At 67.0% G+C, this 23868-nt stretch carries 29 protein-coding genes; 12 read left to right on the top strand and 17 right to left on the bottom strand.

Annotated elements, in window-relative coordinates:
- Positions 1 to 156: 156 nt before the first annotated feature.
- The 8 genes from AVL48_RS05475 to AVL48_RS05445 form a co-directional block, all read right to left on the bottom strand.
- On the bottom strand, positions 157 to 1545 hold the full coding sequence (locus AVL48_RS05475; RefSeq protein WP_061984872.1) for a tyrosine-type recombinase/integrase: 1389 nt from the start codon (positions 1543 to 1545) through the stop codon (positions 157 to 159).
- Positions 1542 to 1745 carry a helix-turn-helix transcriptional regulator gene (locus AVL48_RS38095; RefSeq protein WP_061984914.1) on the bottom strand — a complete coding sequence of 68 codons (204 nt, stop codon included), beginning with the start codon at positions 1743 to 1745 and terminating at the stop codon, positions 1542 to 1544. Before AVL48_RS38095 ends, AVL48_RS05475 begins: the two co-directional genes overlap by 4 nt.
- 13 nt (positions 1746 to 1758) lie before the next feature.
- Positions 1759 to 3423: a replication initiator gene (locus AVL48_RS05470; RefSeq protein WP_061984871.1), complete on the bottom strand. Its 1665-nt coding sequence runs from the start codon at positions 3421 to 3423 to the stop codon at positions 1759 to 1761.
- On the bottom strand, positions 3420 to 5003 hold the full coding sequence (locus AVL48_RS05465; RefSeq protein ID WP_061984869.1) for an FtsK/SpoIIIE domain-containing protein: 1584 nt from the start codon (positions 5001 to 5003) through the stop codon (positions 3420 to 3422). Before AVL48_RS05465 ends, AVL48_RS05470 begins: the two co-directional genes overlap by 4 nt.
- A gap of 348 nt (positions 5004 to 5351) precedes the next feature.
- On the bottom strand, positions 5352 to 5480 hold the full coding sequence (locus AVL48_RS40785; protein ID WP_425266096.1) for a helix-turn-helix domain-containing protein: 129 nt from the start codon (positions 5478 to 5480) through the stop codon (positions 5352 to 5354).
- 179 nt (positions 5481 to 5659) lie between these two features.
- Positions 5660 to 5914 (bottom strand): AMED_5909 family protein, encoded by a 255-nt coding sequence (locus tag AVL48_RS40490; RefSeq protein WP_061984865.1) that lies wholly within the window; start codon positions 5912 to 5914, stop codon positions 5660 to 5662.
- On the bottom strand, positions 5892 to 6161 hold the full coding sequence (locus AVL48_RS05450; RefSeq protein WP_085939640.1) for a hypothetical protein: 270 nt from the start codon (positions 6159 to 6161) through the stop codon (positions 5892 to 5894). The genes AVL48_RS40490 and AVL48_RS05450 overlap by 23 nt, the downstream gene beginning before the upstream one ends.
- A 295-nt stretch (positions 6162 to 6456) precedes the next feature.
- A complete protein-coding gene (locus AVL48_RS05445; RefSeq protein ID WP_061984863.1) occupies positions 6457 to 6915 on the bottom strand; it encodes a hypothetical protein in 459 nt (152 codons plus the stop codon).
- Between the two features lie 161 nt (positions 6916 to 7076).
- Between AVL48_RS05445 and AVL48_RS05440 the strand changes: the two genes are divergently transcribed.
- Together AVL48_RS05440 and AVL48_RS05435 are read left to right on the top strand one after the other, a co-directional pair.
- On the top strand, positions 7077 to 7961 hold the full coding sequence (locus tag AVL48_RS05440) for a DUF5919 domain-containing protein (protein ID WP_074975811.1): 885 nt from the start codon (positions 7077 to 7079) through the stop codon (positions 7959 to 7961).
- Positions 7962 to 7971: 10 nt separating this feature from the next.
- Entirely contained in the window at positions 7972 to 8442 is a 471-nt protein-coding gene (locus AVL48_RS05435; RefSeq protein WP_061984859.1) for an NUDIX hydrolase, read from the top strand.
- Here AVL48_RS05435 and AVL48_RS05430 read toward each other — a convergent pair.
- The 3 genes from AVL48_RS05430 to AVL48_RS05420 form a co-directional block, all read right to left on the bottom strand.
- On the bottom strand, positions 8433 to 8993 hold the full coding sequence (locus tag AVL48_RS05430) for an HD domain-containing protein (protein ID WP_061984857.1): 561 nt from the start codon (positions 8991 to 8993) through the stop codon (positions 8433 to 8435). The genes AVL48_RS05435 and AVL48_RS05430 overlap by 10 nt on opposite strands.
- A gap of 20 nt (positions 8994 to 9013) precedes the next feature.
- Positions 9014 to 9820, bottom strand: a complete 807-nt coding sequence (locus tag AVL48_RS05425; RefSeq protein ID WP_061984855.1) for a hypothetical protein — start codon at positions 9818 to 9820, stop codon at positions 9014 to 9016.
- A 444-nt stretch (positions 9821 to 10264) separates the two neighbouring features.
- The gene (locus AVL48_RS05420) at positions 10265 to 10717 is read right to left on the bottom strand and encodes a hypothetical protein (RefSeq protein ID WP_061984853.1); all 453 of its coding nucleotides are present in this window, start codon (positions 10715 to 10717) and stop codon (positions 10265 to 10267) included.
- 256 nt (positions 10718 to 10973) lie between these two features.
- Between AVL48_RS05420 and AVL48_RS38090 the strand changes: the two genes are divergently transcribed.
- The 3 genes from AVL48_RS38090 to mscL all read left to right on the top strand — a co-directional run bounded on the left by AVL48_RS38090 (position 10974) and on the right by mscL (position 12536).
- Entirely contained in the window at positions 10974 to 11285 is a 312-nt protein-coding gene (locus AVL48_RS38090; protein WP_061984851.1) for an FmdB family zinc ribbon protein, read from the top strand.
- 117 nt (positions 11286 to 11402) lie between these two features.
- A complete protein-coding gene (locus AVL48_RS05415; protein WP_061984849.1) occupies positions 11403 to 12044 on the top strand; it encodes an SAF domain-containing protein in 642 nt (213 codons plus the stop codon).
- Between the two features lie 87 nt (positions 12045 to 12131).
- Positions 12132 to 12536, top strand: coding sequence for a large-conductance mechanosensitive channel protein MscL (gene mscL, locus AVL48_RS05410; RefSeq protein WP_061984847.1), 405 nt, complete (start codon positions 12132 to 12134; stop codon positions 12534 to 12536).
- A gap of 6 nt (positions 12537 to 12542) precedes the next feature.
- On the opposite strand, the gene AVL48_RS05405 is transcribed toward mscL, so the two are convergent.
- Positions 12543 to 12728, bottom strand: coding sequence for a hypothetical protein (locus AVL48_RS05405; RefSeq protein ID WP_061984845.1), 186 nt, complete (start codon positions 12726 to 12728; stop codon positions 12543 to 12545).
- 209 nt (positions 12729 to 12937) lie between these two features.
- Entirely contained in the window at positions 12938 to 13438 is a 501-nt protein-coding gene (locus tag AVL48_RS05400) for a MogA/MoaB family molybdenum cofactor biosynthesis protein (RefSeq protein ID WP_005155592.1), read from the bottom strand.
- A gap of 128 nt (positions 13439 to 13566) precedes the next feature.
- On the opposite strand from AVL48_RS05400, the gene AVL48_RS05395 reads away from it, so the two are divergent.
- Together AVL48_RS05395 and AVL48_RS05390 are read left to right on the top strand one after the other, a co-directional pair.
- A complete protein-coding gene (locus AVL48_RS05395) occupies positions 13567 to 14628 on the top strand; it encodes an NAD-dependent epimerase/dehydratase family protein (RefSeq protein WP_061984844.1) in 1062 nt (353 codons plus the stop codon).
- Between the two features lie 69 nt (positions 14629 to 14697).
- Positions 14698 to 15501 carry an MBL fold metallo-hydrolase gene (locus tag AVL48_RS05390; RefSeq protein ID WP_061984842.1) on the top strand — a complete coding sequence of 268 codons (804 nt, stop codon included), beginning with the start codon at positions 14698 to 14700 and terminating at the stop codon, positions 15499 to 15501.
- A gap of 468 nt (positions 15502 to 15969) precedes the next feature.
- Here AVL48_RS05390 and AVL48_RS05385 read toward each other — a convergent pair whose 3' ends face one another.
- The 4 genes from AVL48_RS05385 to AVL48_RS05370 are packed head-to-tail and all read right to left on the bottom strand — an operon-like array spanning position 15970 to position 20310.
- Positions 15970 to 17160 (bottom strand): serine hydrolase domain-containing protein, encoded by a 1191-nt coding sequence (locus AVL48_RS05385; RefSeq protein ID WP_061984840.1) that lies wholly within the window; start codon positions 17158 to 17160, stop codon positions 15970 to 15972.
- Between the two features lie 54 nt (positions 17161 to 17214).
- The gene (locus AVL48_RS05380; RefSeq protein ID WP_061984838.1) at positions 17215 to 18264 is read right to left on the bottom strand and encodes a sensor histidine kinase; all 1050 of its coding nucleotides are present in this window, start codon (positions 18262 to 18264) and stop codon (positions 17215 to 17217) included.
- Positions 18261 to 18959, bottom strand: a complete 699-nt coding sequence (locus AVL48_RS05375) for a response regulator transcription factor (protein WP_061984836.1) — start codon at positions 18957 to 18959, stop codon at positions 18261 to 18263. The genes AVL48_RS05380 and AVL48_RS05375 overlap by 4 nt, the downstream gene beginning before the upstream one ends.
- Before the next feature lie 10 nt (positions 18960 to 18969).
- Entirely contained in the window at positions 18970 to 20310 is a 1341-nt protein-coding gene (locus AVL48_RS05370) for a hypothetical protein (protein WP_061984834.1), read from the bottom strand.
- A gap of 143 nt (positions 20311 to 20453) precedes the next feature.
- On the opposite strand from AVL48_RS05370, the gene AVL48_RS05365 reads away from it, so the two are divergent.
- Genes AVL48_RS05365 through AVL48_RS05345 form a run of 5 tightly spaced genes read left to right on the top strand, consistent with a single transcriptional unit; the run spans position 20454 to position 23857 of the window.
- Positions 20454 to 21110 carry a glycosyltransferase family 2 protein gene (locus AVL48_RS05365; RefSeq protein ID WP_061984912.1) on the top strand — a complete coding sequence of 219 codons (657 nt, stop codon included), beginning with the start codon at positions 20454 to 20456 and terminating at the stop codon, positions 21108 to 21110.
- On the top strand, positions 21107 to 21763 hold the full coding sequence (locus AVL48_RS05360) for a TIGR04282 family arsenosugar biosynthesis glycosyltransferase (RefSeq protein WP_061984832.1): 657 nt from the start codon (positions 21107 to 21109) through the stop codon (positions 21761 to 21763). Before AVL48_RS05365 ends, AVL48_RS05360 begins: the two co-directional genes overlap by 4 nt.
- Positions 21760 to 22368, top strand: coding sequence for a class I SAM-dependent methyltransferase (locus AVL48_RS05355; protein WP_061984830.1), 609 nt, complete (start codon positions 21760 to 21762; stop codon positions 22366 to 22368). The genes AVL48_RS05360 and AVL48_RS05355 overlap by 4 nt, the downstream gene beginning before the upstream one ends.
- Positions 22365 to 23444, top strand: coding sequence for a molybdopterin-dependent oxidoreductase (locus tag AVL48_RS05350; RefSeq protein WP_061984828.1), 1080 nt, complete (start codon positions 22365 to 22367; stop codon positions 23442 to 23444). Before AVL48_RS05355 ends, AVL48_RS05350 begins: the two co-directional genes overlap by 4 nt.
- Positions 23441 to 23857: a hypothetical protein gene (locus tag AVL48_RS05345; protein ID WP_061984826.1), complete on the top strand. Its 417-nt coding sequence runs from the start codon at positions 23441 to 23443 to the stop codon at positions 23855 to 23857. Before AVL48_RS05350 ends, AVL48_RS05345 begins: the two co-directional genes overlap by 4 nt.
- The last annotated feature ends 11 nt before the right edge of the window (positions 23858 to 23868 follow it).

The following is a 23868-nucleotide window of genomic DNA, read 5'->3' as shown; positions in this document are numbered from 1 at the left end:
AGAAGCACCCCGTTGCCGAAGTATCAGCGTCTGGCACCGTCTGTGACTGTCTCCGGCGGTTTGGTGGCGTTCACGGAACAGCCACGGAACAGATCCGGAACGCGGATATGCCCCCGGACCTGGTGTTTGTCCGAGGGCATATCCACTCTAGCTCGACTAGACGCCGCCATCGTCCAGGAAGCCTTCAATCCGGCGATTCGCAGCGTCTCGCGTCCCGTGGACGAACTTCGCGTAGATCTTCGTCAGCATGTCGACCGTGTGCCCAGCTCGCTTCGCGACGTCAGGCAGCGAGACGCCCGCAGCGATCCACGACGAGACCGCCGCATGGCGAAGGTCGTAGGGTCGGGCGGCCAGCGGCGAGGCGACCTCGCCCGGCAGCAACGCCAGCGGCCGGACCAACCTCCAAATGTCACTGTAAGAAGACTGGCTGATCGGGCCGCCCTCGCTGGTTCGGAACAGCCGACCATCCGCCGCCAGGCCCTCCCTGTCGATGTGCTCGGACAAGATCCGAACGAGTACCGGAGGGATCGGGACGGTTCGCCGGTGTTCTTCCGGACGGTGCTTCAACGATCGAACCTGGTACGTCTGTCCGTCGTCGCTGTATCGCGCGGCGGAACTCCCTAGGGAACTCGGCAGGACCAACTCACCCCAGCCCGACTCAGGCAGCTTGCAATGCACGTCAGCAAGAAAACGGGCCTCACCGGGCCGAAGCGCGGCGTAGTAGAGCGTGGCGAAGAAGGGCGACCAGGACCGGTTCCCGCCGCGCGGGCGAACATACGTGACCGCAGTCAGCAACTCCCGGGCCTGGACTGGGTTCACGACAACTCCAGGATCAACCTCGCGCTCACTACCGAAGTGGACCAGCTTCACCCCGGCCAGTGGATTTCCTCCGAGGTAGCCGCGCCGCTCGGCGAAGTCGAGGGCCGGAAGCACCGCGCTCTTACGGGTGTCGACTGTCCGGGTAGCCGCCTGCCGACCATCGAGCTTCCGTCGAAGCGCACGCCCAAGCTCCAAGATCCCGTCTTCACTCGCAAGGTCACCCACCTTCCGCGAGTGACCCTCAAGCCAGGCCGCAACGTCTCGAATCTCGTCCGACGGCTCAACCTTGGAGACCTCGGGCGGCAGCACAAATGTCGTCAGCGCACACCGCACCAAGGCCGGTTCAGCACTCGGGTCATCGACCAGAAACCCTTGCACTGCAACAGCTAGCCCATCAACGAGCCGATCACGCGACCGAGGCGACATATCCGGCCAAACCTGCTCAAGGTACTCACGCGCCACCCGCAGCAATGTCGGTGATCGTTCCGCCCGGTAGATCGATTCGGGTAGCCCGGTCTCGATATCGAAGGCTTCACCGCGATTCATGGCCTGCTGAAGCTTAAACAGCTCCGCCTTGGCCAATGCCTTGGTAGCAAACCATTCGGAGTGTTCTTTGCCTGCCGTGATCCAGCGGACACCGTAAGGCCGCCGACGCTTCTTGCCTGTCTTCTTGTCCGGCGGCATGGTCTTGATCTCCCACAGCCGGACCTGGCGCGTCGGTTTCATGCCGCACGCTCCTGCCTGCCGTTCAGCCACTCGCGGACCGCTGTAAGCGAAAAGCGAAGGTGACCGTTAGGCAGCTTGATAGCCGGAGGTGCCGTATTGATCTCCCGCCACTCATAAAGCGTGTCCCGGCTGATGCCGAGGAAGTCGCACAGCTCCGGCGTGCTGAGAAGAGTTTCTAGTCGAATCGCGTTGTTGTTCATGTTGTCCCCCAATTCAGGCCGCTAGCGGAGTTGCCGAAGTTTCCGGACGTTCGCCGGGTGGCCCTTGTGCAGCGAGTAGCGCTCGGTCGTACTCCGCCCTCCAAGTGATCCGTTCGGAGATGGCGCGCATCACGAGGTGATCCCGTGGCGGGCAGTGCGTGTCTCCGGGCTCGACCTTGCGCCAGACGAACCGATCCGGCGCAGGTTGTTCCTTGGTGATCCCGACAGCGGCCAGCGCGTCGAGGACGAAGCCCTTCCGGTCCGCCTTGTGATCGGCCACGGTCTTGCCCGACCACTTGCGGGACACCAGCACCCGCCGACCAGGTAGCCCGAGTGTCGTTCGGCGGTGGGCGCGTCCCTTGCAGTGGCCGGGGACGGTCTTTCCGTTGGCTCCCTTGGGGTTGATGCCATACAGCAGCCACACCGCGCACCGAGGTGAGCACGGGGTCACCGACAGTTCAGCGTGGAGCCGGTCGTGGTGATCCCGCTGTGCGGGAGTATCGGCGTCGACCACCTCACCCGTGGATTTGGTCAGGTACTTGGTGAGGTAGCCGATGTGACGTCCGGATTCCTCGGTGCCGCCCAAGATCCCCTTGGAGTGCACCTGACGACCAAACGTGACGACGTGCGCTGGTTCCTCCACCGCCTCCACGGCCTCATCCCACGACGGCAGCGGAGCGCGGGTATCCGGGTCCACGAAGGAGCGGGAATCCATGTCCCACAACGGTTCCCGGTCCGTGTAGACGATCTCGTCATGGTTGGGCCACCACACCTGATGATAGGTGGCCTCGGTGACCATCCGGATGACTTCGTGGGAGATGGAGCCACGGAGCGCGGTGTGCAGGTGCGGAGCCGCCCGCCGTTGGGGTTCCACGGTGGCGAAGTACTGCACATCCCAGCCGACCACGCGCCGCAGGTTCTGCCACCACCGATCCACCAGCGCTGAGAAGTGCACCGCATCCCGAGCGGCCCGCCGGTAGTCATAGGTCGATGGGTTGACCGGCGAACCATCCGACCGCACCGCGCCGTAGGTGTCGCAGGTGAGCGTGACGAACATCGACGGCCGGAACTTCCCCGCGTACTCACGGCCCACGGTGGTCTTGGCGACCTTCCGACGTGGCAGGTTCGGCGCGCCCTGCCGCCGCCTGGTCGACCGCTTCACCGGACGCTTCTCCGGAACGTCGAGCGCAGGCAGACGACCCGTCATCCCGGACGCCCGCAACTCCTCATCCACCGAGGCGACCTCTGCCCGCAGCTCCTCCGCCTCCACCTCATCACCGACCGCCACCGCGTCCCGGTAGGCCGCCGCCAGATCAGCCCGGAACGCCACCAGCTCCGTTTGCGTCTCCGACGGTGTCTCGCGGGCGATGACGGGTTCCTCAGTCAGGTGCCAGCCCTCACGACACTGCGCCTGACGAAGCGCCTTTGCCTTGCACGCACAAGGAAGACACACCGATTCCACAGTGGACCCACACGGCACGGGGACGTAGCGAATCTCCCCGGTTTCGGTGTCTCCCACCTCCATCGTGAACGGCCGGACACACACACCGTGCTTCTCCGCAGTGGCCTTCACGACCTCCGCAGACAGTGCCCCGCGGCTTACTCTGACCCCTACTCCATTCGGGGGTGCCGGCCGCGCGACCGCACCCGCTTCTACCTGCGAATCTGTCGTGTTCATGCCGTCCCCCTCTCGCCGCGCCGCTCTGACAGGTGGATCACCGAGGCGCCACCGTTGGTGACGTAGTGCTCCAGGTGCTTGATCGTCTGGTCAGGAACCCACCCGGCCCGAACGCGCAGGGGTTCGCGGATGCCTTCGCCCCAGACGTAGCCGACACCGGCCGCCGACTCCGGGATCCGGTCCGCCCACGCCCCACGCTCATAGGCGCCGTCCCCGAGGACCATCGGGATCTGACTCTTCGCGATTACCCGCAGGCAGATACGGCGGGTGAACAGCTCTCGCACCGGAACCGTTTCCTTGGTCGGCTCCTGGACATAGCCACGGACCGCGAACCCGAGCGCCCGCCCCTGGGTGGTCAGGATCGCGACCCGTTCCACGATCGCGTCACGGGTCTTGCGGTCGGTGTAGCGGGTCAGAGCGCCGATCTCGTCGAACTCCAGCAGCTCCACCGGATACTCCGTCGAGACCAGGACCTGACGAGTGTTCCCGGCGAAGACGCGCTTCCGGTTCTCCAGCTCCTCCATCAGCGCGTCGAGGACTTCCAGGGCTTCCTTACCGGACACGCCGTAGCGGGCGAAGATCCCGCGCCCGTAGGCGAGTTCGACCGCCTTCGGGTCGATCCCGGACACCCGGATGAGACCGGCGCGGATCGGAGCCGCAGCCGACACCAGCGGAGCCCACAGGACCGAGCCCTTCCCCGACCCCGACGCACCAGCAACGAGCGTGTGCGCGCCACCACCGACCAGCGGCAGCGTCCACGGCGTGCCGTACTCGGTCGAGCCCGCATAGACAGTCCGCAGGTCCACCCCCGAGCCGTCCACGGAGACCATCTCCGGGACCGGCAGGCACGTCACCGCCGTGTCCAACAGGTCACGGCGCATGAAGTCGATGGACACCACATCCGGCTCAAGCTCCCGCACCTGGCACCGCTGGACCTTGCGCGCCACCGCCAGCTCCCGCGCGACCTCATCGAAGTCTTCCGGCTTCTGCCCAGGAACCAGCCGGACCCGGACCTCATCCCACGACGGGCCGGAGCGGACCGACAGCAGTTTCGGCACCGCCACCCCGGACGCCTGACGAGCCTTCGCGACCGCCTCACGCTTGCGCCGACGAGATACCAGATTCACCGTCACATCAACGGGAATCGCGTCATCGCGAACCGTCAGGCCGCAGGCGTGCAGCCAACCGGCGAGCTTGCGCCCATAGAGCGCCCAGCGCAGCCACCACGCCCGCAGCCACCGCCCGCACCACAGGTCGTAGCCGACCGCGTCCCAGCGCCACCACATCAGCAGCACCGCCGCAAGCACGCCGACCGTGACGACGAGAGACACCCAGCCCAGCACCGTGCACCAGGCCCACAACGCCAGCAGCGCCAGGCAGGTACGCCAGTGCCCGACGAGTTGCCGAACAATCCAGCCGACCGCCCGCAGCAGACCCCACAGCGCCACACCGAGCACCGCCAACGCGGCCAGCGCCTCGAACACACTCGCCAGCACTCGTCCGACTTTGGCCAGCACCCACAACACCACCGCCAGGCCACCACCGACCGCAAGGGTGGTCATGATCTCCTGCGTGTTCATCACCGACCACCCCGCAGACCAGCAGCGGGAACCACGATCGGCAGCGGCAGCATCCCCATACACGGGGAGCACTTCTCCTCACCCGGCAGCAGCCGAGCGAACCGCTTGCATTCCGTACAGCGCGTTCGGGTGACCCCCGTTGACTCGCACTGTGTGCCGTCATTTATCTTCTTCATTGTTCACTGCTCCAGTGGACAGGCGCAGAACCGGAACAGGTTGGTAGCCAAGGGCCGGTTCTGCGTTTTAGGGACATTTTTAGCCGCGTGGGGACGTGTTTCTATTTCGCACGTCCCCACGCGCGTTTCTTGTTTCTATGTCGATTTTTCGTCTGTTGTGTGCCGACGGCTCCTACTGCCTACCGCGCGGGCGAAGCTGAACCCCCTCAGCCAGTAGAACCCGCCGGGTCTGGCAGTAACTCATGCCATGTATGGCAGCCAGTTGCCGGATCGAACGACCGCCGTTGTAGGCGTTGACCATTCCCGGAGGCGTTGGTGGCAGCGGGATCTTTGGGGGCCGGAGCGTGACACCCTCCCGCAGGAGCGCGATACGCACCGCGCGATAGCTGAGCTGATACCGCTCCGCCAAACCCTCGATAGTGTTTCCTTCATTCGCGTAGCGGTCGGCGAGCTCAGCGGCAATTTCCGGACCGTGCACCATCAGCGAGTCTCCGCCTTCTCTTCCGCGATTCTCGCTGCCAGCTCCTCCGCCTTGTCTTCCTCATGTGAGACCCAGTACCGCAGCTCGTGATGATGAAACCTGTCCACATCGGACACCGCGCGGTACATTCTTGCGTTGGCCTGCCGCCACTTCAGCCACGTTGCAAGACTCGCACCCGGCAACGGACGGGTGGACGCCGCGACGTCGTGCGCCTCCTTGAGTGTTTGCGGCTCATTCCTGCCCGGAGTCGTCATCACAGGCCCCGGTCCGTGCGCGGCTTTCGAGCAGTGCCGCCAGTTCGTCCGCGCAATCGCGGAGTCGGCGAAGGAAGACGGCCCGGCTCAGCCAGTCGCCCCGATGTTCGGGAGGACGGATCGTCAGCGATCCCGCTGTGCCCGACAGCACCAGCGCCGGGGGCGACCCCGGACCCGAACCAGTTTCCTCCACCGTCACCTCGTCCCACGGGCTGATCACCCACGTTGGGCCGAACCCCTCCCGCATACTCGTCACCTCCCGCCTTGCGTTCCCACTGCCGTGCCTGGTCCTCGAAGGCTTGCGCGGCGGACCCCACGGCGGCGACCACCCACCACGGCAGGTCGGGATCACTGCCCAGCGCTCGCCATGCCTGAGCGACCAACCGCGACGCCGCCGCCATCTCTCGCGCAACAACCGGATTCGCGCCCCGCGACCGTGCATCCACGTCCGCCGCGTCCCGATAAACGCGATACGCCGACTCCCACGCGGACACCTGCTTTTTCGACGTCACGACACCACTTCCCTCTAGAAGTCAGTGCCGTCACGCGGCCTTGGCCGAGGACTCACCCGCCGTCGACCGGGCCGCCTTCCCGCCCGCGCCACTTCCCGCCGCCTTGAATCCGGTAGCGCGGAACACGTAGGACAGGTACTTGTACTCACCCTGCCCGGCCACCTTCGGCTCAGCGGTCAACCCGTCCAGCTCCACCGGGCGCATACCCGGCATCACCTCAGCCGTCGTCGGCACCGGCTGCACATCGGCCAGCAACGTGATCTCGAACGAAGCCCGCTTCGCTTTCGTCTCACCGGGGTCGGTCGCCATGAACTTCCACTGCCGCTTCCCGGTCACCTCGTCCACCCGCTGCCTCGTCGGCCGCCCCTGCGCCCTCTCCTCACGCGACTGATATTCGTTGTCCGGCGACACCTCGCCCACCATCACAAGACCCTGCGGAAACGCGTCATCGTGGTCAACGCTGAATCGGATGCCCTTTTCGATCGCCATGTCGTAGTGAACCTTCCCGCTTGTCGGATACGCCTTTACCGGCGTACCTACAACAATCGGCCAAATGAGTGTCCCGTCACGACACCGTCTAGGTCTCGCCTCACAGCGTCTCGCACTCACCTTGTCTCGTCTTGTCTCGTCTCCCGTGCTACGTTGGTCTCATGAGCCCCGACACCACAGCTCAGGAAGCCCGGCCGATCGTCCTCAAAGTCCTGCTCAGAGGACGACACTTGCAGAGCTACCGCGCGTTCTGCCGCGAGTACGACAAGGTGGCCGAGAAGGTCGACAAGAGCCTGCGGGGCAGCTTTCCCAGCAAAGCGCAGTTCTACCGATGGCTATCCGGCGAACTCGTCGGCCTGCCCTACGCCGACCACTGCCGAATCCTTGAAGCAATGCTTCCCGGCTGGCAAGCCGAACAACTCTTCGAGTTTCACGACGGTGGAATCGAGTTCGTCCCCGAACCGACTGCGTCGCCGAGGAGCCAAACCATTATTCCGCCAAGCTCCGCGATGGAACCGCGCAGCAACCCGGAAGTCGTTGAAGTCTTCTCGCACCGGAGCGCGATCCCGGCCGACCTGTGGACTCGGCTTCTGGACGACAGCGGGGAGCGCATCGACATTCTTTGCCTGGCCGCCCTGTTCCTCGTTGAACGACCGACGTTTGCAAAGCAGATCAAGCAGAAAGCCATTGATGGGGCCAAAATTCGGCTTCTGTTCGGCGATCCCGATGCAGACGAGGCCACCAAGCGCAGCGAAGAAGAACGGCTCGACGCACGCACCGTTTCCGCTCGCATCCGCAACGCACTAGCGTTCCTGCGCCCGCTTGATGGCGTACCCGGCGTCGAGGCGCGGCTGCACACCACCACGCTGTACAACTCGGTGTTCCGGTTCGACGACGAGATGGTCATCAACACCCACGTGTACGGCCTTCCAGGAGCACACGCCCCCGCTCTGCACCTCCGGCAGACGCCGGAGGGCGACATGTTCGAGACGTACATGGAGAGCTTCCAGGCCGTCTGGACTGCCGCCAAGCCGCTGACCTGGTAGGCAAGGAGCTATGGCACGCCGAGACCACTACCACGAACCGAACGCGCCGGAGGCGAACTCACTACGGGTCGCCGTCAGCGCGTTCATACTCGACGAGGCTGGCCGGCTGCTGATGATCCGGCGCACCGACAACGACCGGTACGCCATCCCCGGCGGCGGACAGGAGTTCGGCGAGTCAGTGGCACAGGCCGTGGTCCGCGAGGTCGAGGAAGAGACAGGCCTGACCGTCGACGTCACTGGCTTCATCGGAATCTTCTCCGACCCCGACTACGTCATCGAGTATGACGACGGCGAGGTCCGCCAGGAGTTCTCGCTCTGCTTCCGTGCCCGCCCCCTGTCCGGTGACCTTCGCACGAGCAGCGAGAGCAAAGAGGTTTTGTGGGTCGAACCAGCCAAGCTGGACGGCCTCAATATCCATCCCGCCATCCGGCTCAGGATCGACCGCGGCTTCGACGGTTCTGACCAGCCGTTCTACACATAATCGATGCCCGCCGCCCGTAACCGGGCTTCCGTCCGCTCAACGGCACCCGCCAGCTCCGGCCGCGCTAGCTGGATGAATGTCGACACGACATCATCCGGTCCGTACCGCTCCTGAATCTCTGCCGCTCGCTCCTCGAAGGTGACGACTTCCCCATCTGGCGAAGTGGTCATATCAGCCCACCACAAGGCGTCCCTCAGAGGCGTCCTCTCGTCGGTCCAGTCTCCGAGTTCGTCCGCCAGCCCCCGTAGTTCTGCCTCCAGATAAGCCGCAGAATGATGCGCGACCAACGCGCACAGCCGCTCCGGAGCCTCGACCTCACGGAGGTACCGCGCGCCATCCAAAGCATGCAATCCCGCGCCTGCCAGTTCGGGCGCATATCCGATGTCATGAAGGATGCCAGCAGCCGCAAGCAGGTCCACATCGTAAGTGGAAAATAATTGCTCCGTTACTCGCAATCGCTTACGAACGCCTTGAACATGCTTCCAACGAAGCGGCAGCCGCTCAGCCAGCCGCAGATCCGCCAGTCCGTTGGCCCACTTTGTCAACTCCATTCATTCACCACATAAGCCCACTAAGAACGTTTCCCAGCCCGCAAAAAAAGCCAGACTGCTAATATGTTGGCTTGGAAGCCAAAGTGGTCGCTAATATATTCGAACAAGTTCCGATCACTAATGAACATGATCAATTGAAGCTCCGCCAAGAGCGCAAGCGCTATATACCTTTGCGAACTTCGAAATGTGATCCCGCGTAGCGTGGTCGCGAACATGTCACCAAATCGCGCTAGGGCCTCCGCAGCCCTAGCACCCAACAAGTCAAGAATCTCAAGCTCAGACCTATCCGAGACATCGGCCGTCAAATCGCTCAAAGCGCCAACAACTGCGGTCGCATTCTGTGGCGCCGCAAGCTCGACGGACAGATCACTCGCACTATGACCCGCGTGCTCGTCTAGTATCTTGTTCCCATCAATTCCTGCCAAGGCTTCAGCGACACGAAGGCCGACCGCAAGATTGCGGGGACCGAGGCCCCTTGTGAGCTTCTCTGTGTTTAATTTCGCAATCGCAGACGGCGCATATAAATCAGCAAAAAGATGCGACGTCCTAATTGGCCCAGCAAACTTCATCATCAGCTCGACTGTGTTCACGGGCGGCATATTCGCCAGAAGTCCGACCGAATCCACCTTCGGCAAGTTCACCAGCGGCCCAGCCGCGTTCACACCCGCCAAGCCCGCCAACAGCCCCGCCGAGTTCACCTTCGGCATATTCGCCGCCAGGTCAGCAAACCGGCCGACGAACCTAAAGTCCGACGCTGCTTCGTGCCTACTCGTAGCTGTGCCCTCACCGTCGGCCGTGTCATCAGCCCCTTGTAGGGAGTCCACCATCCGATCAGGATACGCGCCACCAAATTCATGAACGTCGACTTGCAGTCCCGCAACAGCAGAAGAGCGGGACATCCGTTGCCGAATTTGGCTCTATGGGATCAAGGCGCCGCCGTCGGCGGCGCGCGGGTCACCACCCGTCCGGCAGGCTACGCCCGTGAGGCGACGCCGGCCTCCCGCTCCGCTCCGGCAGGCGCCGCCGGGCGAGCCCGCCGCAGGGCAGCACCCGCAGCGCGCCGCCGACGACGGAGACCCAGGAGCCACACGGCCAGATCACCCGACCCACCCGGCCGACGCGCAGTGGTCACCAAGAGGTCCCTCGCTTCTCAGCGTCTAACACCGGCCCGCCCGCATCAAGGCGGGAAAGCGTACCTTGACGCGACCGAACCGGCGCTAGAGATGGCAGGGGCGAGGGAAGCGGAGAGAGAGCAGGCACACGACAAGAGGTCACTTGTGGTCGTCTTCCTCGGAAGACCCCCCAGAGGCCTTAATCCGCCTGCCCTTGTGATCTCTCTCCGCGACGCCAACCGATTCGGCGATGCCGTACAACCCTGTGATAGCGATCACCATGGAGACGACGCCGAACCAGCGCCACCATCCGTCCTGCGACAGAAGCCAGTAGGCGAGGTAGCCGAACCCGACAGCGAGAGTGAAGCCGAGGACGCTCCCCGCTACGTCTCTCCTGCCTTTGCCCTCAGTGCGTCGAAGCTGATCGATCTGCCAGTTGATGTGCTCAAGAAGCTTCTCCTGTGCAGAGGAGCCCTCGGCTAGCACTTTGGCGGTCTCAGCATCATGACGAAGGTTGGCTCGCAAGCGCTGCTGTCCCCGCGCAGTTGCAAACGCGGCGGTCGCCAGTGGCACGACAACGGGGGCAATCTGCCCAACCCAACCGAGGTCCATCCAAGAAGCCTAGGCGCGTACGTCGGCCGTCTCCAGGCCGGTCAAAGCGGCACGCTCGGAGACCGCCCAGCTCATGACGGCTCGTACCCTGGACCGGAGCCGATCTCGGTCCGGCACGGAACAGGTACGGAACAGAGTGCGTGACCAGGTCGTCATGTGACCTTGGGAAACCTTGTTTGACCTGCGCCGGAATGCCCCGGTACCGTGTTGTGTTAGCACTCTTGTCGGCTGAGTGCCAATGCACGAAGGAGCAGCAGTGCCCACCTACCAGTACGCCTGCAAGGAATGCGACCACGCTTTCGAGGCCGTGCAGTCGTTCTCCGACGCCAGCTTGACCGTGTGCCCCCAGTGCTCGGGTCCGCTTCGCAAGGTCTTCAGTTCGGTCGGCGTGGTCTTCAAGGGCAGCGGTTTCTACCGCACCGATTCGCGCGACTCGAAGGCCAGCACGACCTCGGCGCCGGCCAAGAGCGAGACCAAGTCGGAGTCGAAGACCGAGTCGAAGTCGGAGACCAAGAGCGCGGCATCCTCCTCCACGGGTACGACGAAAACGGCCGCCGCCGCTTCCTGACGTCCCGAGTTGTCCACAGGCCCCCGGTTATCCACAGCCGGGGGTTTTCGTTCTTTCCCCGGGTTCGGCACCGCCCCTAGCGTCGAGAGCATCACCGATCGACGAGGGGGAAATCCCGTGTTCCACGATCTGCCCGTCCTGCGAAGACTCCACGGCAGGCCAGCGCGACTGCTCCGCCGCTGGCTCGCCCTCTCCCTGCTGCTAGGCGGCCTGGTCGCGCTCTTCCTGCCGGCCTCGGCCCGCGGCGCGCCCGGCACCCCGACGGTGGTTTCCGCCCGCGACCTGCCCGCCGGGACGTTGCTGCGCACCGGAGACCTCAAACTCGTCGACGTCCCGGAGGACGTCCGTCCACAGGGTGCCACCGGCCAGGCCACCTCGGTCGAGGGTCGGCTGCTCGTCGGGGCCGCACGGGCGGGTGAGCCGCTGACCGACGTCCGCGTGGTGAACGCGGCCGTCCCCGGAACGGGTGATCCGGAAAGTTCGACCGTGCCGGTGAGGCTCGCCGACGCCGGGATCGCCGCACTCCTGCGGCCGGGCCAGCGGGTCGACGTCGTCGCGGCGGCCGAAGCGGGCCGTGAGGCGTCTGTGCTGGCCAGCACGGCCGTCGTGGCCGCCGTCGGTGAGCAGGAGACCGCCGAAGCGAAGCATCCCAGAGCGGGGAGCAAGGGACCTTTGGTGCTGCTCTCCCTGCCCACCGCGATCGCGACACGGGTGGCGGCCACTTCGCTGGAACGGTCCTTAACGGTTACCCTCCGCTAGCTCGCGCATGCCCCGGCGGGCGCCTGCGTCCCCCTGGTACGGAAAAAGGGGCGGTCGGCAACCGTCCCAGGTGAAGAGGAGAGCGTCTTGCTCAAGGGTTTCAAGGACTTCCTGATGCGCGGGAACGTCGTCGATCTCGCGGTCGCGGTGGTCATCGGTGCCGCGTTCACGTCGATCGTCACCGCGTTCACGAACGGCCTGATCAAGCCGCTGATCAACACCATCGGCGGTTCGGACGCCGCCAAGGGGCTGGGCTTCAACATCCTCAGCGCGAACGACGCCACGTTCCTCGACTTCGGCGGCGTGATCAACGCGGCGATCAACTTCGTGCTCGTCGCCGCCGTCGTCTACTTCGTGATCGTGCTGCCGGTCAAACACATCCAGGAGCGGCGCAAGCGCGGTGAAGAGGCGGGTCCGACGGAGCCGACCGACGTCGAACTGCTCACCGAGATCCGCGACCTGCTTCGAGCGCAGCAGAACCGCCATGGCTGAGCCGGGTCACCGGTCGTGATGAGGCGGCCGGTTCTCCAGGTACCACGAGTCGGAGTCCGGGGAGCGCCGGCCCGGCTCCCGCTCGTCGGAGGTCGTGTCCGGCAGGACGTCGCCGAAGATCTCGTCGACCCGGCGCCGCTTCCGCGCGGAAGAGGCCGCCGACGGACGCTTGTCTTCGTCTTCACCTGGCATGACGTCCATTTTCGCACCGGCCGCCGGGCACACCGACCGGTGGGACCATCAACGCATGAGCATTGTCGACAAAGCGAAGGGGCTGGCTGAGAAGGCCCCCGGTGGCCGCTTCGAGACAAGATCGGCAAGGTCACCGCAAAAGTGGAAGGGGTGCTGCACCAGGACAAAAAGGGCGAGCCCGGGACGGAGTCCGGACCCGCCGCCAAGAGCTAGGCCTCTTCGAGTCCGGAAAGCTCGTCTATCACGTACGGCACCAGCGACGAGAGTGTCGCCATGCCGTCGCGGACCGCCGCGCGCGAACCCGCGAGGTTGACCACCAGCGTGCTGCCTGAGACACCGACGAGCCCGCGGGAGATACCCGCGTCCACCGCGCCGGCGGCGAGACCGGACGCGCGCAATGCCTCGCCGATGCCCGGGATCGGGCGGTCGAGTACCCCGGCCGTCGCGTCGGGCGTGCGGTCGCGCGGGGAGACCCCGGTGCCGCCGACGGTGATCACCAGGTCGGCACCGCCGATCACCGCGGTGTTGAGCGCGTTGCGGATCGCGGCCGTCTCGGCCTCGACCACCACGACACCGTCGACGATGAAGCCCGCCTCTTCGAGCAGCTCCGTGACCAGCGGTCCCGTGTTGTCCTCGTGTTCGCCGTGGGCGACACGATCGTCCACGATGACCACCAGTGCGCGGCCCAGCCGTTGTGCGCTCCGTTCCATACGCACACCGTATCCGGTTTCGGCTGATCTTCGCTCCCGCGGTGGCACGGGCCACGAGTTGTGACGATTCCCTGACGTGAGCGGCGGATCCGGGGCCGGCGGCGGAGATCGCCCCTAGCGTCGGAAGGGTGCGAACACTGGTAACCGGCGGGGCCGGATTCATCGGCTCCCACATCGCCGATCTGCTGTCCGATCAGGGCCACGAGGTCGTCGTCCTCGACAACCTCCTGCGGACCGCGCACGGCTCGTCGCGTCCTCCCGGCTACACCGGACGTCACCGGTTCCTGCGGGGCGACGTCACCGACCCGGAACTGGTCGCCGAACTGCTGGACGGCGTCGACGCGGTCTGCCACCAGGCCGCCGTCGTCGGACATGGGATCGATCCGTCCGACGCACCATCGTACGCGCTCAACAACGACTACGGCACCGCCGTGCTGCTCGCCGCGATGCACGCCGCCGGGGTGCGGAAACTCGTGCTCGCGTCGTCGATGGTCGTCTACGGCGAGGGCCGCTACGCGTGCGCTGAACACGGGATCGTGCCGCCGTCGCCGCGAACGCGGTCCGATCTGGACGCTGGACACTTCGAGCCCACCTGCGCCGCCTGCGGTGCCGAACTCGGCTGGCGGCTCGTCCCCGAGGACGCGCCGCTACAGCCGCGAAGCACTTACGCCGCAACGAAGCTCGCTCAGGAACATCTCGCGGCCGCGTGGGCCCGGCAGACCGGCGGAACGGTCTGGGCGATGCGCTACCACAACGTCTACGGACCCCGAATGCCGCAGAACACCCCGTACGCCGGTGTCGCGTCGCTGTTCCGTTCGTCCTTGCAGCGCGGTGAAGCACCCACTGTGCTGGAGGACGGAAAGCAGCAACGCGACTTCGTCCACGTCCACGATGTCGCCAGGGCGAACGCCCTCGCGCTTCACACCGAAGGACCCGAAGGCGAACTCACGCCACTGAACATCTGCTCCGGACAGCCGCACACCGTCGGCGAACTGGCCGAAGAGCTCGCGAAGGCTTGCGCCGGTCCGGCGCCGGTGATCGCGGGTGGCGCGAGGCCCGCCGACGTCCGGCACGTGGTCGCCGACCCGGCACGGGCGGAACGGCTGCTGGGGTTCACGGCGGAGACCGGTTTCGCCGAGGGCATCGCCGGCTTCGCCACCGCTGAACTGCGGGAACCGGCGGGTCTCTGAAATCGGGAACAGACCGGGCCCTCACGAGGTTGTCGTTCCCGGACAAAGTGAAACGACCTTGGGGGTTTTGTGGGCATCACCGTCGGCGACATCGAGATCGAGGCACTGGGCGACGGGCTGATCAGGCTGCCACTCGCCTTCTTCCCCGGCCTCGACCCGGACGCCCACCCGGAGGTGTTCGACGAAGACGGCACCGTCCACGTCCCCACCGGCGCGTACCTGATTCGCGGCAACGGGCGCACGATCCTCGTCGACACCGGCCTCGGCCCGCGCGAGTTCGCTTTCCCCAAGGGGATGACACCCGCGAAGGGCGACCCCACCCCGCCGATGGGTACGGGAGGCGACCTCGCCGCCGCGCTGGACAAGGCGGGCTGCCCGGTGAGCGAGATCGACACCGTCTTCCTCACTCACCTGCACAACGATCACATCGGCTGGATCGCCCCCGAAGGCGACCTGACCTTCCCCGGCGTGCGGGTCGTCTTCGGGCAACTCGACTGGGAAGCCCTGATCGCGCCCGCCGGGACGGACGAATGGGGCCGCGTCGGCATGGAGACCGCCCGCGGCGCGGGCCTGATCGAGGCGATCAGCGGCGACGATGTCCCGATCGCCCCCGGCATCGTGGCGCGGCACGCTCCCGGCCACACCCCGGGTCACTACATCCTCGACATCACCGCGGACGACGAGCGCCTGCTGCTGCTCGGCGATGTCCTGCACACGCCCGCGCAGCTGACGGACGCCAGGATCGGGTTCCTCGGCGACCTCGACCCGGACCTCGCGCTCCGCACCCGGCAGCGGCTCCTCGCCGAGGCCGAAGAGACCAGCGCGATCATCGCACCCGCCCACTTCCCGGACATGGGGTTCCGCCGCCTCTGATCGCCCGGTCGGTCGTGAGTGGCGATTCGGGTTATTGATAGGTAAGGCAAATATGGCGTGCTCGGCTCAGTGCCGTGAAGGCCCCGTTCGCTACCCTGAAGGTAGTGAACGGGGCCTTCACTACCTGGCCGCAGCGTGATCGGCTCGCTGCTGAGACATGGCGCACCCTTGATTGTCCATAAGGGATACCGTTACCCAACTCCGTGTCCGATTGATGCCTACCTGCACGGTTTCGGGCGGGGTCGTGAGTGACGATTCGGGTTAGAACCCCACTTAGCACTCACGACCCCTCGCGAACCACACATACTGCCCAAGTCGGACACTTGACCTACGAAAAGTGTCCTTTGCGGACAACTCGACCCTCGTCCCGGCTTCCGTCAGCCAGGCCGAACCCGCCCCGGGGCACGCCACGTTTGCCTTACCCCTCAGTAACCCGAATCGCCACTCACGACCCGCTGTACCGAAGCGTCACTTGCCGCAGAGCACCCTGTCGGTGAGCAGCTTGTCCGCGTTGAAGTACGCCTGCCCCAGGTCCGCCGCGGAATCTCCATAGGTCATGGACAGCTCATAGGCCCTGTTGCCGTCGGGCGTGCTGGCCATCAGCGTCCCGTAGCCGTGGAAGCCGCCCATACCCTTGAGGACGGTCCCGCAGCTCGCCTCCTGGACGTACAACCCGAGCCCGTAACCGCCCTTCGGATGCGGTTTGCGCATCTCGGCCAGCAGCGGGGCGGGCAGGAGCTTTCCGCCCAGCAGCGCGGAGAAGAACGTGTGCAGGTCCTTGGTCGTCGAGATCAGCTCACCGGCGCTCGACGCCCACGACGGGTTCTGCTCGGTGATGTCGACGGTCTTCCACTGCCCTGCCTCCTCGTATCGGTAGTAGCCGTGGGCGTGCGGCCCCGGGATGCCCGGCCGCGTGCCCGGCACCACGGTGTCCCGCAGGCCGAGCGGCCGCAGGATCCGCCGCTGGAGCTCGTCGCCGTAGTGGTTGCCGGTGACCTTCTTGATCAAGAGCCCGGCCAGCACGTAGTTGATGTTCGTGTACGTCCAGTCCGTTCCCGGCGCGAACAGCGGCGGCTTGGACAGGCCGAACCGCACCAGCTCCTCCGACTGGTAGGTGTGGTACCGGTTGTCGAGGAATTCCTTGCCCTGCAAGGGGATTCCCGGCACAACCGTGCCGTCGGGCAGCAGTCCGCCGGTGTAGTCGAACAACCCGCTCGTGTGCTGCAGCAGCATCCGCACGGTGATCCGCCGGTCAAGGCCGAATTCGGGCAGGTACCCGGCCACCGGTGCGTCCAGGCCGACCTTGCCCTCACCGACCAGCTGCAACACCACGGTGGCGACGAAGGTCTTGGTGTTGCTGCCGATGCGGAACCGCCCGTTCGTCGGCGGCTTCGCGGTCTCGCCCAGCTTGCGCACCCCGGCGCTACCGGTCCAGTCGCCCCGTCGGTCGTGGACCCGGAGCTGCACCCCGGCGAAACCGGAGCCGGTGATCTCCTGGACCATCGCCCGCAGGTCCGGACGATCCTTTCCGGCGGGTTCCGCGGCGGCCACGCCGGGTATGGCCGCCCCGGCGAGCAACGCCGCCGCCGACGCCGTGATCCCCACTCGCCGGAAGGCCCGGCTCTTGTCGTTCCTGGCTGTGCTCGCTGAAGTCGTCATGGCGGCAACACTCGCCGTCCGTGCTGACACGGCGGTGACACGGCACTGACACGGTCAGGACGTCGAGAGGGGCAGCCGGACTTCGAAGCGGCAACCGGGTCCGTGGTTGCGGACGCCGATCCGGCCACGATGGGCCTCGACGAGCCCTTTCGCGATCGCCAGCCCGAGCCCGCCGCCGCTCGCCAGCCCACCGCGCTCGGGCGTCCGCGCCCGCGTCCCGCGGAACGCGACGTCGAAGACGCGCCCTATCTCGTCGTCGGGGATCCCTCCGCACCCGTCGTCGACGGCCAGCAACGCCTCGCCGCCGTCGATACCGAGCTGGACCGCGACCGTCCCGTCCGGCGGCGTGTGCCGGACGGCGTTGGACACCAGGTTGCGGACGATCCGCGCCAGCTCCGGGTCGCTTCCGGAGACGACCGGCCAGGCGTCCGCCTGCTCGACCATCCGCACCCGTTTCCGCCCCGCGAGCGGCGCCTGCGCGGCGACGGCGTCGCTCACCACGTCACGCAGCGGCACGGCGGCCATGGTCAGTTCCAGCGCGCCGGCGGTGATCCGCGACAGCTCGAACAGGTCGCCGACCATGCCCGAAAGCCGCGTCGTCTCCCCGCTGATCCGCCGGGCGTAGTCCGTGATCTCGCCGGAATCGGCGACGACGCCGTCCGCGACGGCCTCGGCCATCGCCTGGATCCCGGCCAGCGGGCTCCGCAGATCGTGGCTGATCCACGCGACGAGTTCGCGTCGCGACGCCTCGGCCGCGCGCTCCCGTTCCCGCGCCTCGCGCTCCCACACACTGCGGCGCGCGATCAAACGGCCGAGCACGAGTGCCGCCGGCACGGTCACCAGCGCGACCAGCAGACAGACCAGGGTCATCGTGGTCAGCGCGGGGGTGAACATGAACCCGCTGACGCCGAGCACCGCGACCAGGGTCGCGAGCACGGGGATCAGCACGAGCACCGTCATCGTGCTGGCCAGCGAACCGCGTCTGAGCAGGTACAACGCCAGCCCGCCGAGCAGGACCACCGGCAGCGTGAACAGCAGCGCGAACGGCAGGATGTGCCAGGCGTGCGCCAGCATCCCGGCGAACGACTCGCCCGCGCCGATCACGGCCGCACCGGGTCGTACCGGTAGCCGACACCCCAGACCGTGGCGACCCGGACGGGTTTCGCCGGATCCTTCTCGATCTTCTCCCGCAACCGTCTCACGTGGACGGTCACCGTGGACTGATCGCCGAAGTCCCAGCCCCACACCTTTTCCAGCAGGTCCGCCCGGGAAAACGCCACCCCCGGATGCGCGAGGAAGAACGCGAGGAGGTCGAATTCCCGGCTGGTCAAGGGAAGTTCCACGCCTCCGATACTCGCCTGCCGCGCGGTCATCTGCAGCGAAAGGTCACCGTCGGCTAGTTCGGTGGCCGCCGGGGCCGGGCGGGGCATCCGCGCCCGGCGCAGGACCGAGCTCACCCGCAACGCGAGTTCCTTGGGGCTGAAGGGTTTCGTGACGTAGTCGTCGGCGCCGAGCTGGAGCCCGGCGATCCGGTTCTCCTCCTCGCCGAGCGCGGTCAGCATGACGATCGGCACCTGGCTCAGCTGCCGCAGGCGACGGCACACCTCGAGCCCGTTGAGACCGGGCATCATCACGTCCAGCACCACCAGGTCCGGACCGGTCTCGGCGAACAGCCGCAGCCCCTCGGTGCCGTCCCCGGCGACGTCGACGTCGAAGCCCGCGACCTCCAGGTACCGCCGGACGACGTCCCGGACGGTCTCGTCGTCGTCGACCACGAGTACGCGGCCCTGTTCGGCCATCACATCCACCTCACCAGCTCGTCAGCACCAAATGGTTCACCACCAGCGCCGTGGCCGCCTGCGCGGCGAGCCACCATCGCCGCGACGGCGACGGCAGCAGCGCGACCGCGGGCAGCAGCCACACCGCGAACGGTAGCCAGATGCGCTCGACCTCCGCCTTCGACAGGCCGGACAGGTCGGCGAACCCGATCGTCAGGACCGCGGCCGTCACGATCAGCGTGACCGGATCACGGAACGACCTCTTCGGCCCGGCGAGGAACTCCGCGCCCGCCCGCCGGGTCCCGGCGATCACGGCCGGTCCGATCGCGATCAAGAGCGCCGCGATATCCGCCCACACCCAGTAGGAGTACGGGCGCAGCGTCGCGATCCCCTGGTAGTAGCGCTCGACCACCAGGTGATAGCCGTCGAGCCACCAGAACCCGGCCCACGCGAACACCACGACGACCGCGGCCACCCCGAGTGTGGCGAGGAGCAGAATCCGCCACTGACGGGTCAGCGCGACGACGGCCAGCGCGATCAACCCCAGCAGCACCAGCCCGTAGGACAGGAACAACCCGAACCCGAGCAGCAGCCCGGCCGGGAGCGCGAGGATCCGCCGCCGTACCGCGAGAGCGAGGAGCGCGACGCCGGTGGCCGTCACCCCGGCGAAAAGGCCGTCCGCCGAGACACCGATCCAGATCGCGCCGGGCGTCAGAACGGCGAACGGCAGGACCGTCCGCGCCGCGTCCTGTCTGCCCAGCGCGGAGAGCGTCACCGGGACGGCGACGACCACCAGGCAGCCGACCAGCACGACGAACATCGAAGCCCAGGCGCCGCCGTGCAACCCGAGCCGGTCGAGCCAGACGAAGACCAGCGTCGCGCCCGGCGGATGCCCGGAGACATGCGTCGTCCACGAGTTCGGCTGGAAATCGAGGATGCGCGAGGAGAACTCACTCAGCATCCGCGGGATGCCGGTGATCCCGGGCACCTCGTGCAGGTACTCGTGTTCCGTAGCGAGCCTGCCCGTGAACCCCCTGGCCCAGCCGTCGATCATCGCCAGCGAGAACGTCCACGCCAGTGCCGCCGCGTAACCGGCCGCGAGCAGCGGACGCCAGCGCAGCCGCGCGGCGAGCGAGGGACCTTTGGTGACGACCACGAGCGCGAGCACGACGGCGGCGACCGTCCCGGGGCCGACGTGCGGTAGCCACAGCCCGAACAGCGGCGGCGCGAAGGCATAGATCACCACGCCGGAACCGGGACGGTTGTAGTGGAGACCGACGGCGATCGCCGCGCCGACGACGAGCATCGCCAGGCCGACGGCGATCAGATCGGCCCGGTGACCCGTACGGGCGGGGGCGGTGACAGTGGACATCACCGGCACCCTAGCCGGGTCCACGACGTCCGACGGGCTGAAGAAGAGAACCGTCAGAACTCGGTAAGAACTTCGACGACGTCATGATTCGGTAAGCATGGCAAGGGTTTTCGACCGTCCACCCCGGACTTACCGTGCTGTTCGTGAACGATGACGAAGTTGACGTCGTACTTCCCTGTCTCGACGAGGCCGGCGCGCTCCCGGGGGTGCTGGCGGCCCTGCCCGAAGGCTATCGGGCGATCGTGGTCGACAACGGTTCCGGCGACGGTTCCGCCGAAGTGGCGGCCGGGCTCGGGGCGAAGGTCGTCCACGAACCCCGGCGCGGTTACGGCGCCGCGGTGCACACGGGGCTGGAAGCGGCGACGAGCGACGTCGTCTGCTTCGCCGACGCCGACGGTTCCCTCGATCTCGCCGAGCTGCCGATGCTGGTGGACGGCCTCGCCGAAGCCGATCTGGCGGTCGGACGACGGGTGCCGACCGGCTCGGGCGTCTGGCCATGGCACGCGAGAGCCGGCAACACGGTGGTCTCGTCCTTGTTGCGGCTCAAGGGTCTTCCGGTTCATGACGTCGCGCCGCTACGGGCCGTCCGGCGGCGGGCGCTCCTCGATCTCGGCGTCACCGACCGCGCCTTCGGTTACCCGCTCGAACTGCTGATCAAGGCCCGGCGCGCGGGCTGGCGGGTCGTCGAGTTCGACGTCTCCTACGGCGAACGCGCCAAGGGCACGAAGTCGAAGGTCTCCGGTTCGCTGCGCGGAACGCTGCGAGCCGCACGGGATTTCGGGCGGGTGCTGAGCCGATGACCTTCTGCCTGCTGATCGTCGCCAAGGCGCCCGTACCCGGTTTCGCGAAGACGCGGCTCTGCCCGCCCGCGACGCCGGAACAGGCCGCCGGGATCGCGGCCGCCTCCTTGCTCGACACCCTCGACGCCGCGCTGCTGACGCACCGAGCGCGGATAGTCGTCGCGCTGACCGGCGAACTCGGCGATGCCGCGCGCGGCGAGGAGATCGCCGCGGTCCTGGAAAACACGGACGTGATCCCGCAGCGTGGCAACGGCTTCGACGTCCGTCTCGCCAACGCGCATGCCGACACCGCCGCCCTCCATCCCGGGTTTCCGGTGCTGCAGATCGGCATGGACACCCCGCAGGTCACGCCGGACTCACTGGCCGCGGCCGCGGAACCGCTGACCACCCGGGATTCCGTCCTCGGACTCGCGGAAGACGGTGGCTGGTGGGCGCTCGGCCTGGCCGATCCCGCGCACGCCAAGGCACTCGCCGGGGTGCCGATGTCCCGGCACGACACCGGCCGGGAAACCCTGCGGGCGCTGACCGACGTCGGCCTGTGCCCCCGCGCCCTGCCCACCCTGTCCGATGTGGACACCATCACGGACGCGCGCCGGGTGGCGGCGGCGAATCCGCACGGCCGGTTCGCTCGAGCGGTCGTCGAAGTCCGGTGACCGCCTTCGACATCGGTCTGCTCGGACACCGCTGTTGGCTGGAATTGGCGACCGGGGAACGCGTCGAGCTGCCGGTGGAACGCTGGACGGCCGTTCCTGGCGACGGCGACGACGTTCTCCTCGACGCCTGCTCCGGCCCGACCCTCGACATCGGCTGCGGCCCGGGCAGGCTCACCGCCGCGCTGACCGGACGAGGCATCGCCGCGCTCGGCGTCGACATCTCGGCGACCGCCGTACGGCTCACCCACGCCAGGGGCGCCGTCGCGCTCCGCCGGGACGTCTTCGACCGCGTCCCCGGCGAAGGCCGGTGGAGGCATGTCCTGCTCGCCGACGGGAACATCGGCATCGGCGGGGACCCACTGCGCCTGCTGTCGCGAACGGCCGAACTGGTCGCCGACGGCGGGACGGTGCTCGTCGAACTCGACCCACCCGGCCGTGGCGTCCGTCAGGACCGGGTCCGCCTGCGTCCCGACGACGGCGCCTGGTTCACCTGGGCGTGGGTCGGCGTCGAAGCCATCGCCGAACTCGCCGCCAGGACCGCGTTCCGCGTCACCTGGGCCACCCGCCGCGGCCACCGCTGGTTCGCCTGCCTGGAGAAATCATGAGGTTCCGCTCCCCCGCGCATTCGGACCGGGTGACGGCCCGGATCGGACTCGCGCTCGCCGTCACGTTCACCCTGTGTTTCGTCACCGGCCTCATCAGCCATCTGATCCAGCATCCACCGTCGTGGTTCGGCTGGCCGAGCCGCCCGGTCTGGCTGTACCGGGTCACGCAGGGCACACACGTGCTCTCCGGGATCGCGTCGATTCCCTTGCTGTTGGCCAAGCTGTGGAGCGTCTTCCCGAAACTGTTCGAGCGCCCGGTGCTTCGCGGCCTGCCGCACGCCTTGGAACGCCTCTCGATCCTGGTGCTGTCCGCAGCCGCGTTCTTCGAACTCGTCACCGGCCTGTTCAACGTCGCGCAGAACTACCCGTGGACGTTCTACTTCCCGCAGCTGCATTACGCCGTCGGGTGGGTGGCGATCGGCGCGATCCTGGTACACGTCGCGGTGAAACTGCCGGTGGTCCGTCGCGCGCTCACCACGGAGCCCGAACCCTCACGACGCGCCTTCCTCCGGACGACCTGGCTGACCGCGGGCGTCGCCGTCGTCGCGACAGCGGGCGCGACCGTTCCTTTGCTGCGTAACGTTTCCGGGTTGTCCTGGCGCAGCGGCAAGGGACCGCAAGGCTTGCCCGTGAACCGGACGGCCGCGGCGGCCGGTGTCCTCGACGCCGTCCGTGATCCGAACTGGCGCTTGTCGGTGGTGACGCCGAACGGCACGAAAACCTATTCGCTGGACCAACTCCGTTCCCTGCCCCAGACCTCGGCCGGATTACCGATCGCCTGTGTCGAGGGCTGGAGCCAGTCCGCGCGCTGGAGCGGTGTCTCACTGCCGGAGTTGTTACGGCACGCCGGAAGCTCACCGGGAACACCGGTTCGGGTGTTCTCGCTGGAGAAGACCGGGATCTACGGAATCAGCGAACTGCCCGGCCGACACACCGAGGACGAACTCACCTTGCTGGCCTTGGAACTCAACGGCGAGATCCTCGACGCCGACCACGGCTTCCCGTGCCGGATCATCGCCCCGAACCGGCCCGGTGTCCTGCAGACCAAATGGGTCACCCGCTTGGAGACGCTGTGAAAACGCTGCGGCTGCTGCTGTTCCTGCCCGGTCTGGGCGCACTAGCCTGGGGCGCGGTGCTCTTCGCCGAATACGCGTTCCCCTTACGGCCCGACGTCTTCGGGACGTTCGCCTGGCTCGTCGGCGGTCCGCTGTCGCACGACCTGCTGGTCGCGCCACTGGTCGGCGCCGTCGGGCTCGCGCTGAGCGAATTCCTGCCGGAACGTTGGAGGACCCCGGTGAAGACGGGCGCGGCACTCACCGGCGTGCTCGCGCTGCTCGCGGTTCCGTTGCTGTGGCGACCTTTCGGCGGGGCCTCGAATCCGGGGCTGCACGATGCCGACACCGGCACCGGGCTGCTGGTGACCCTGGGCGTCGTCTGGCTCGGCGTGCTCGTGGCCGCGCTGATCCCGCACAAAGAGGGCCACGCGTGACCGGGATTGGC

Source organism: Amycolatopsis regifaucium (assembly GCF_001613935.1).
Taxonomy (GTDB): domain Bacteria; phylum Actinomycetota; class Actinomycetes; order Mycobacteriales; family Pseudonocardiaceae; genus Amycolatopsis; species Amycolatopsis regifaucium.
Note: the sequence above shows the minus strand (reverse complement) of the source record. Positions and strands in the feature narration are given on the sequence as shown.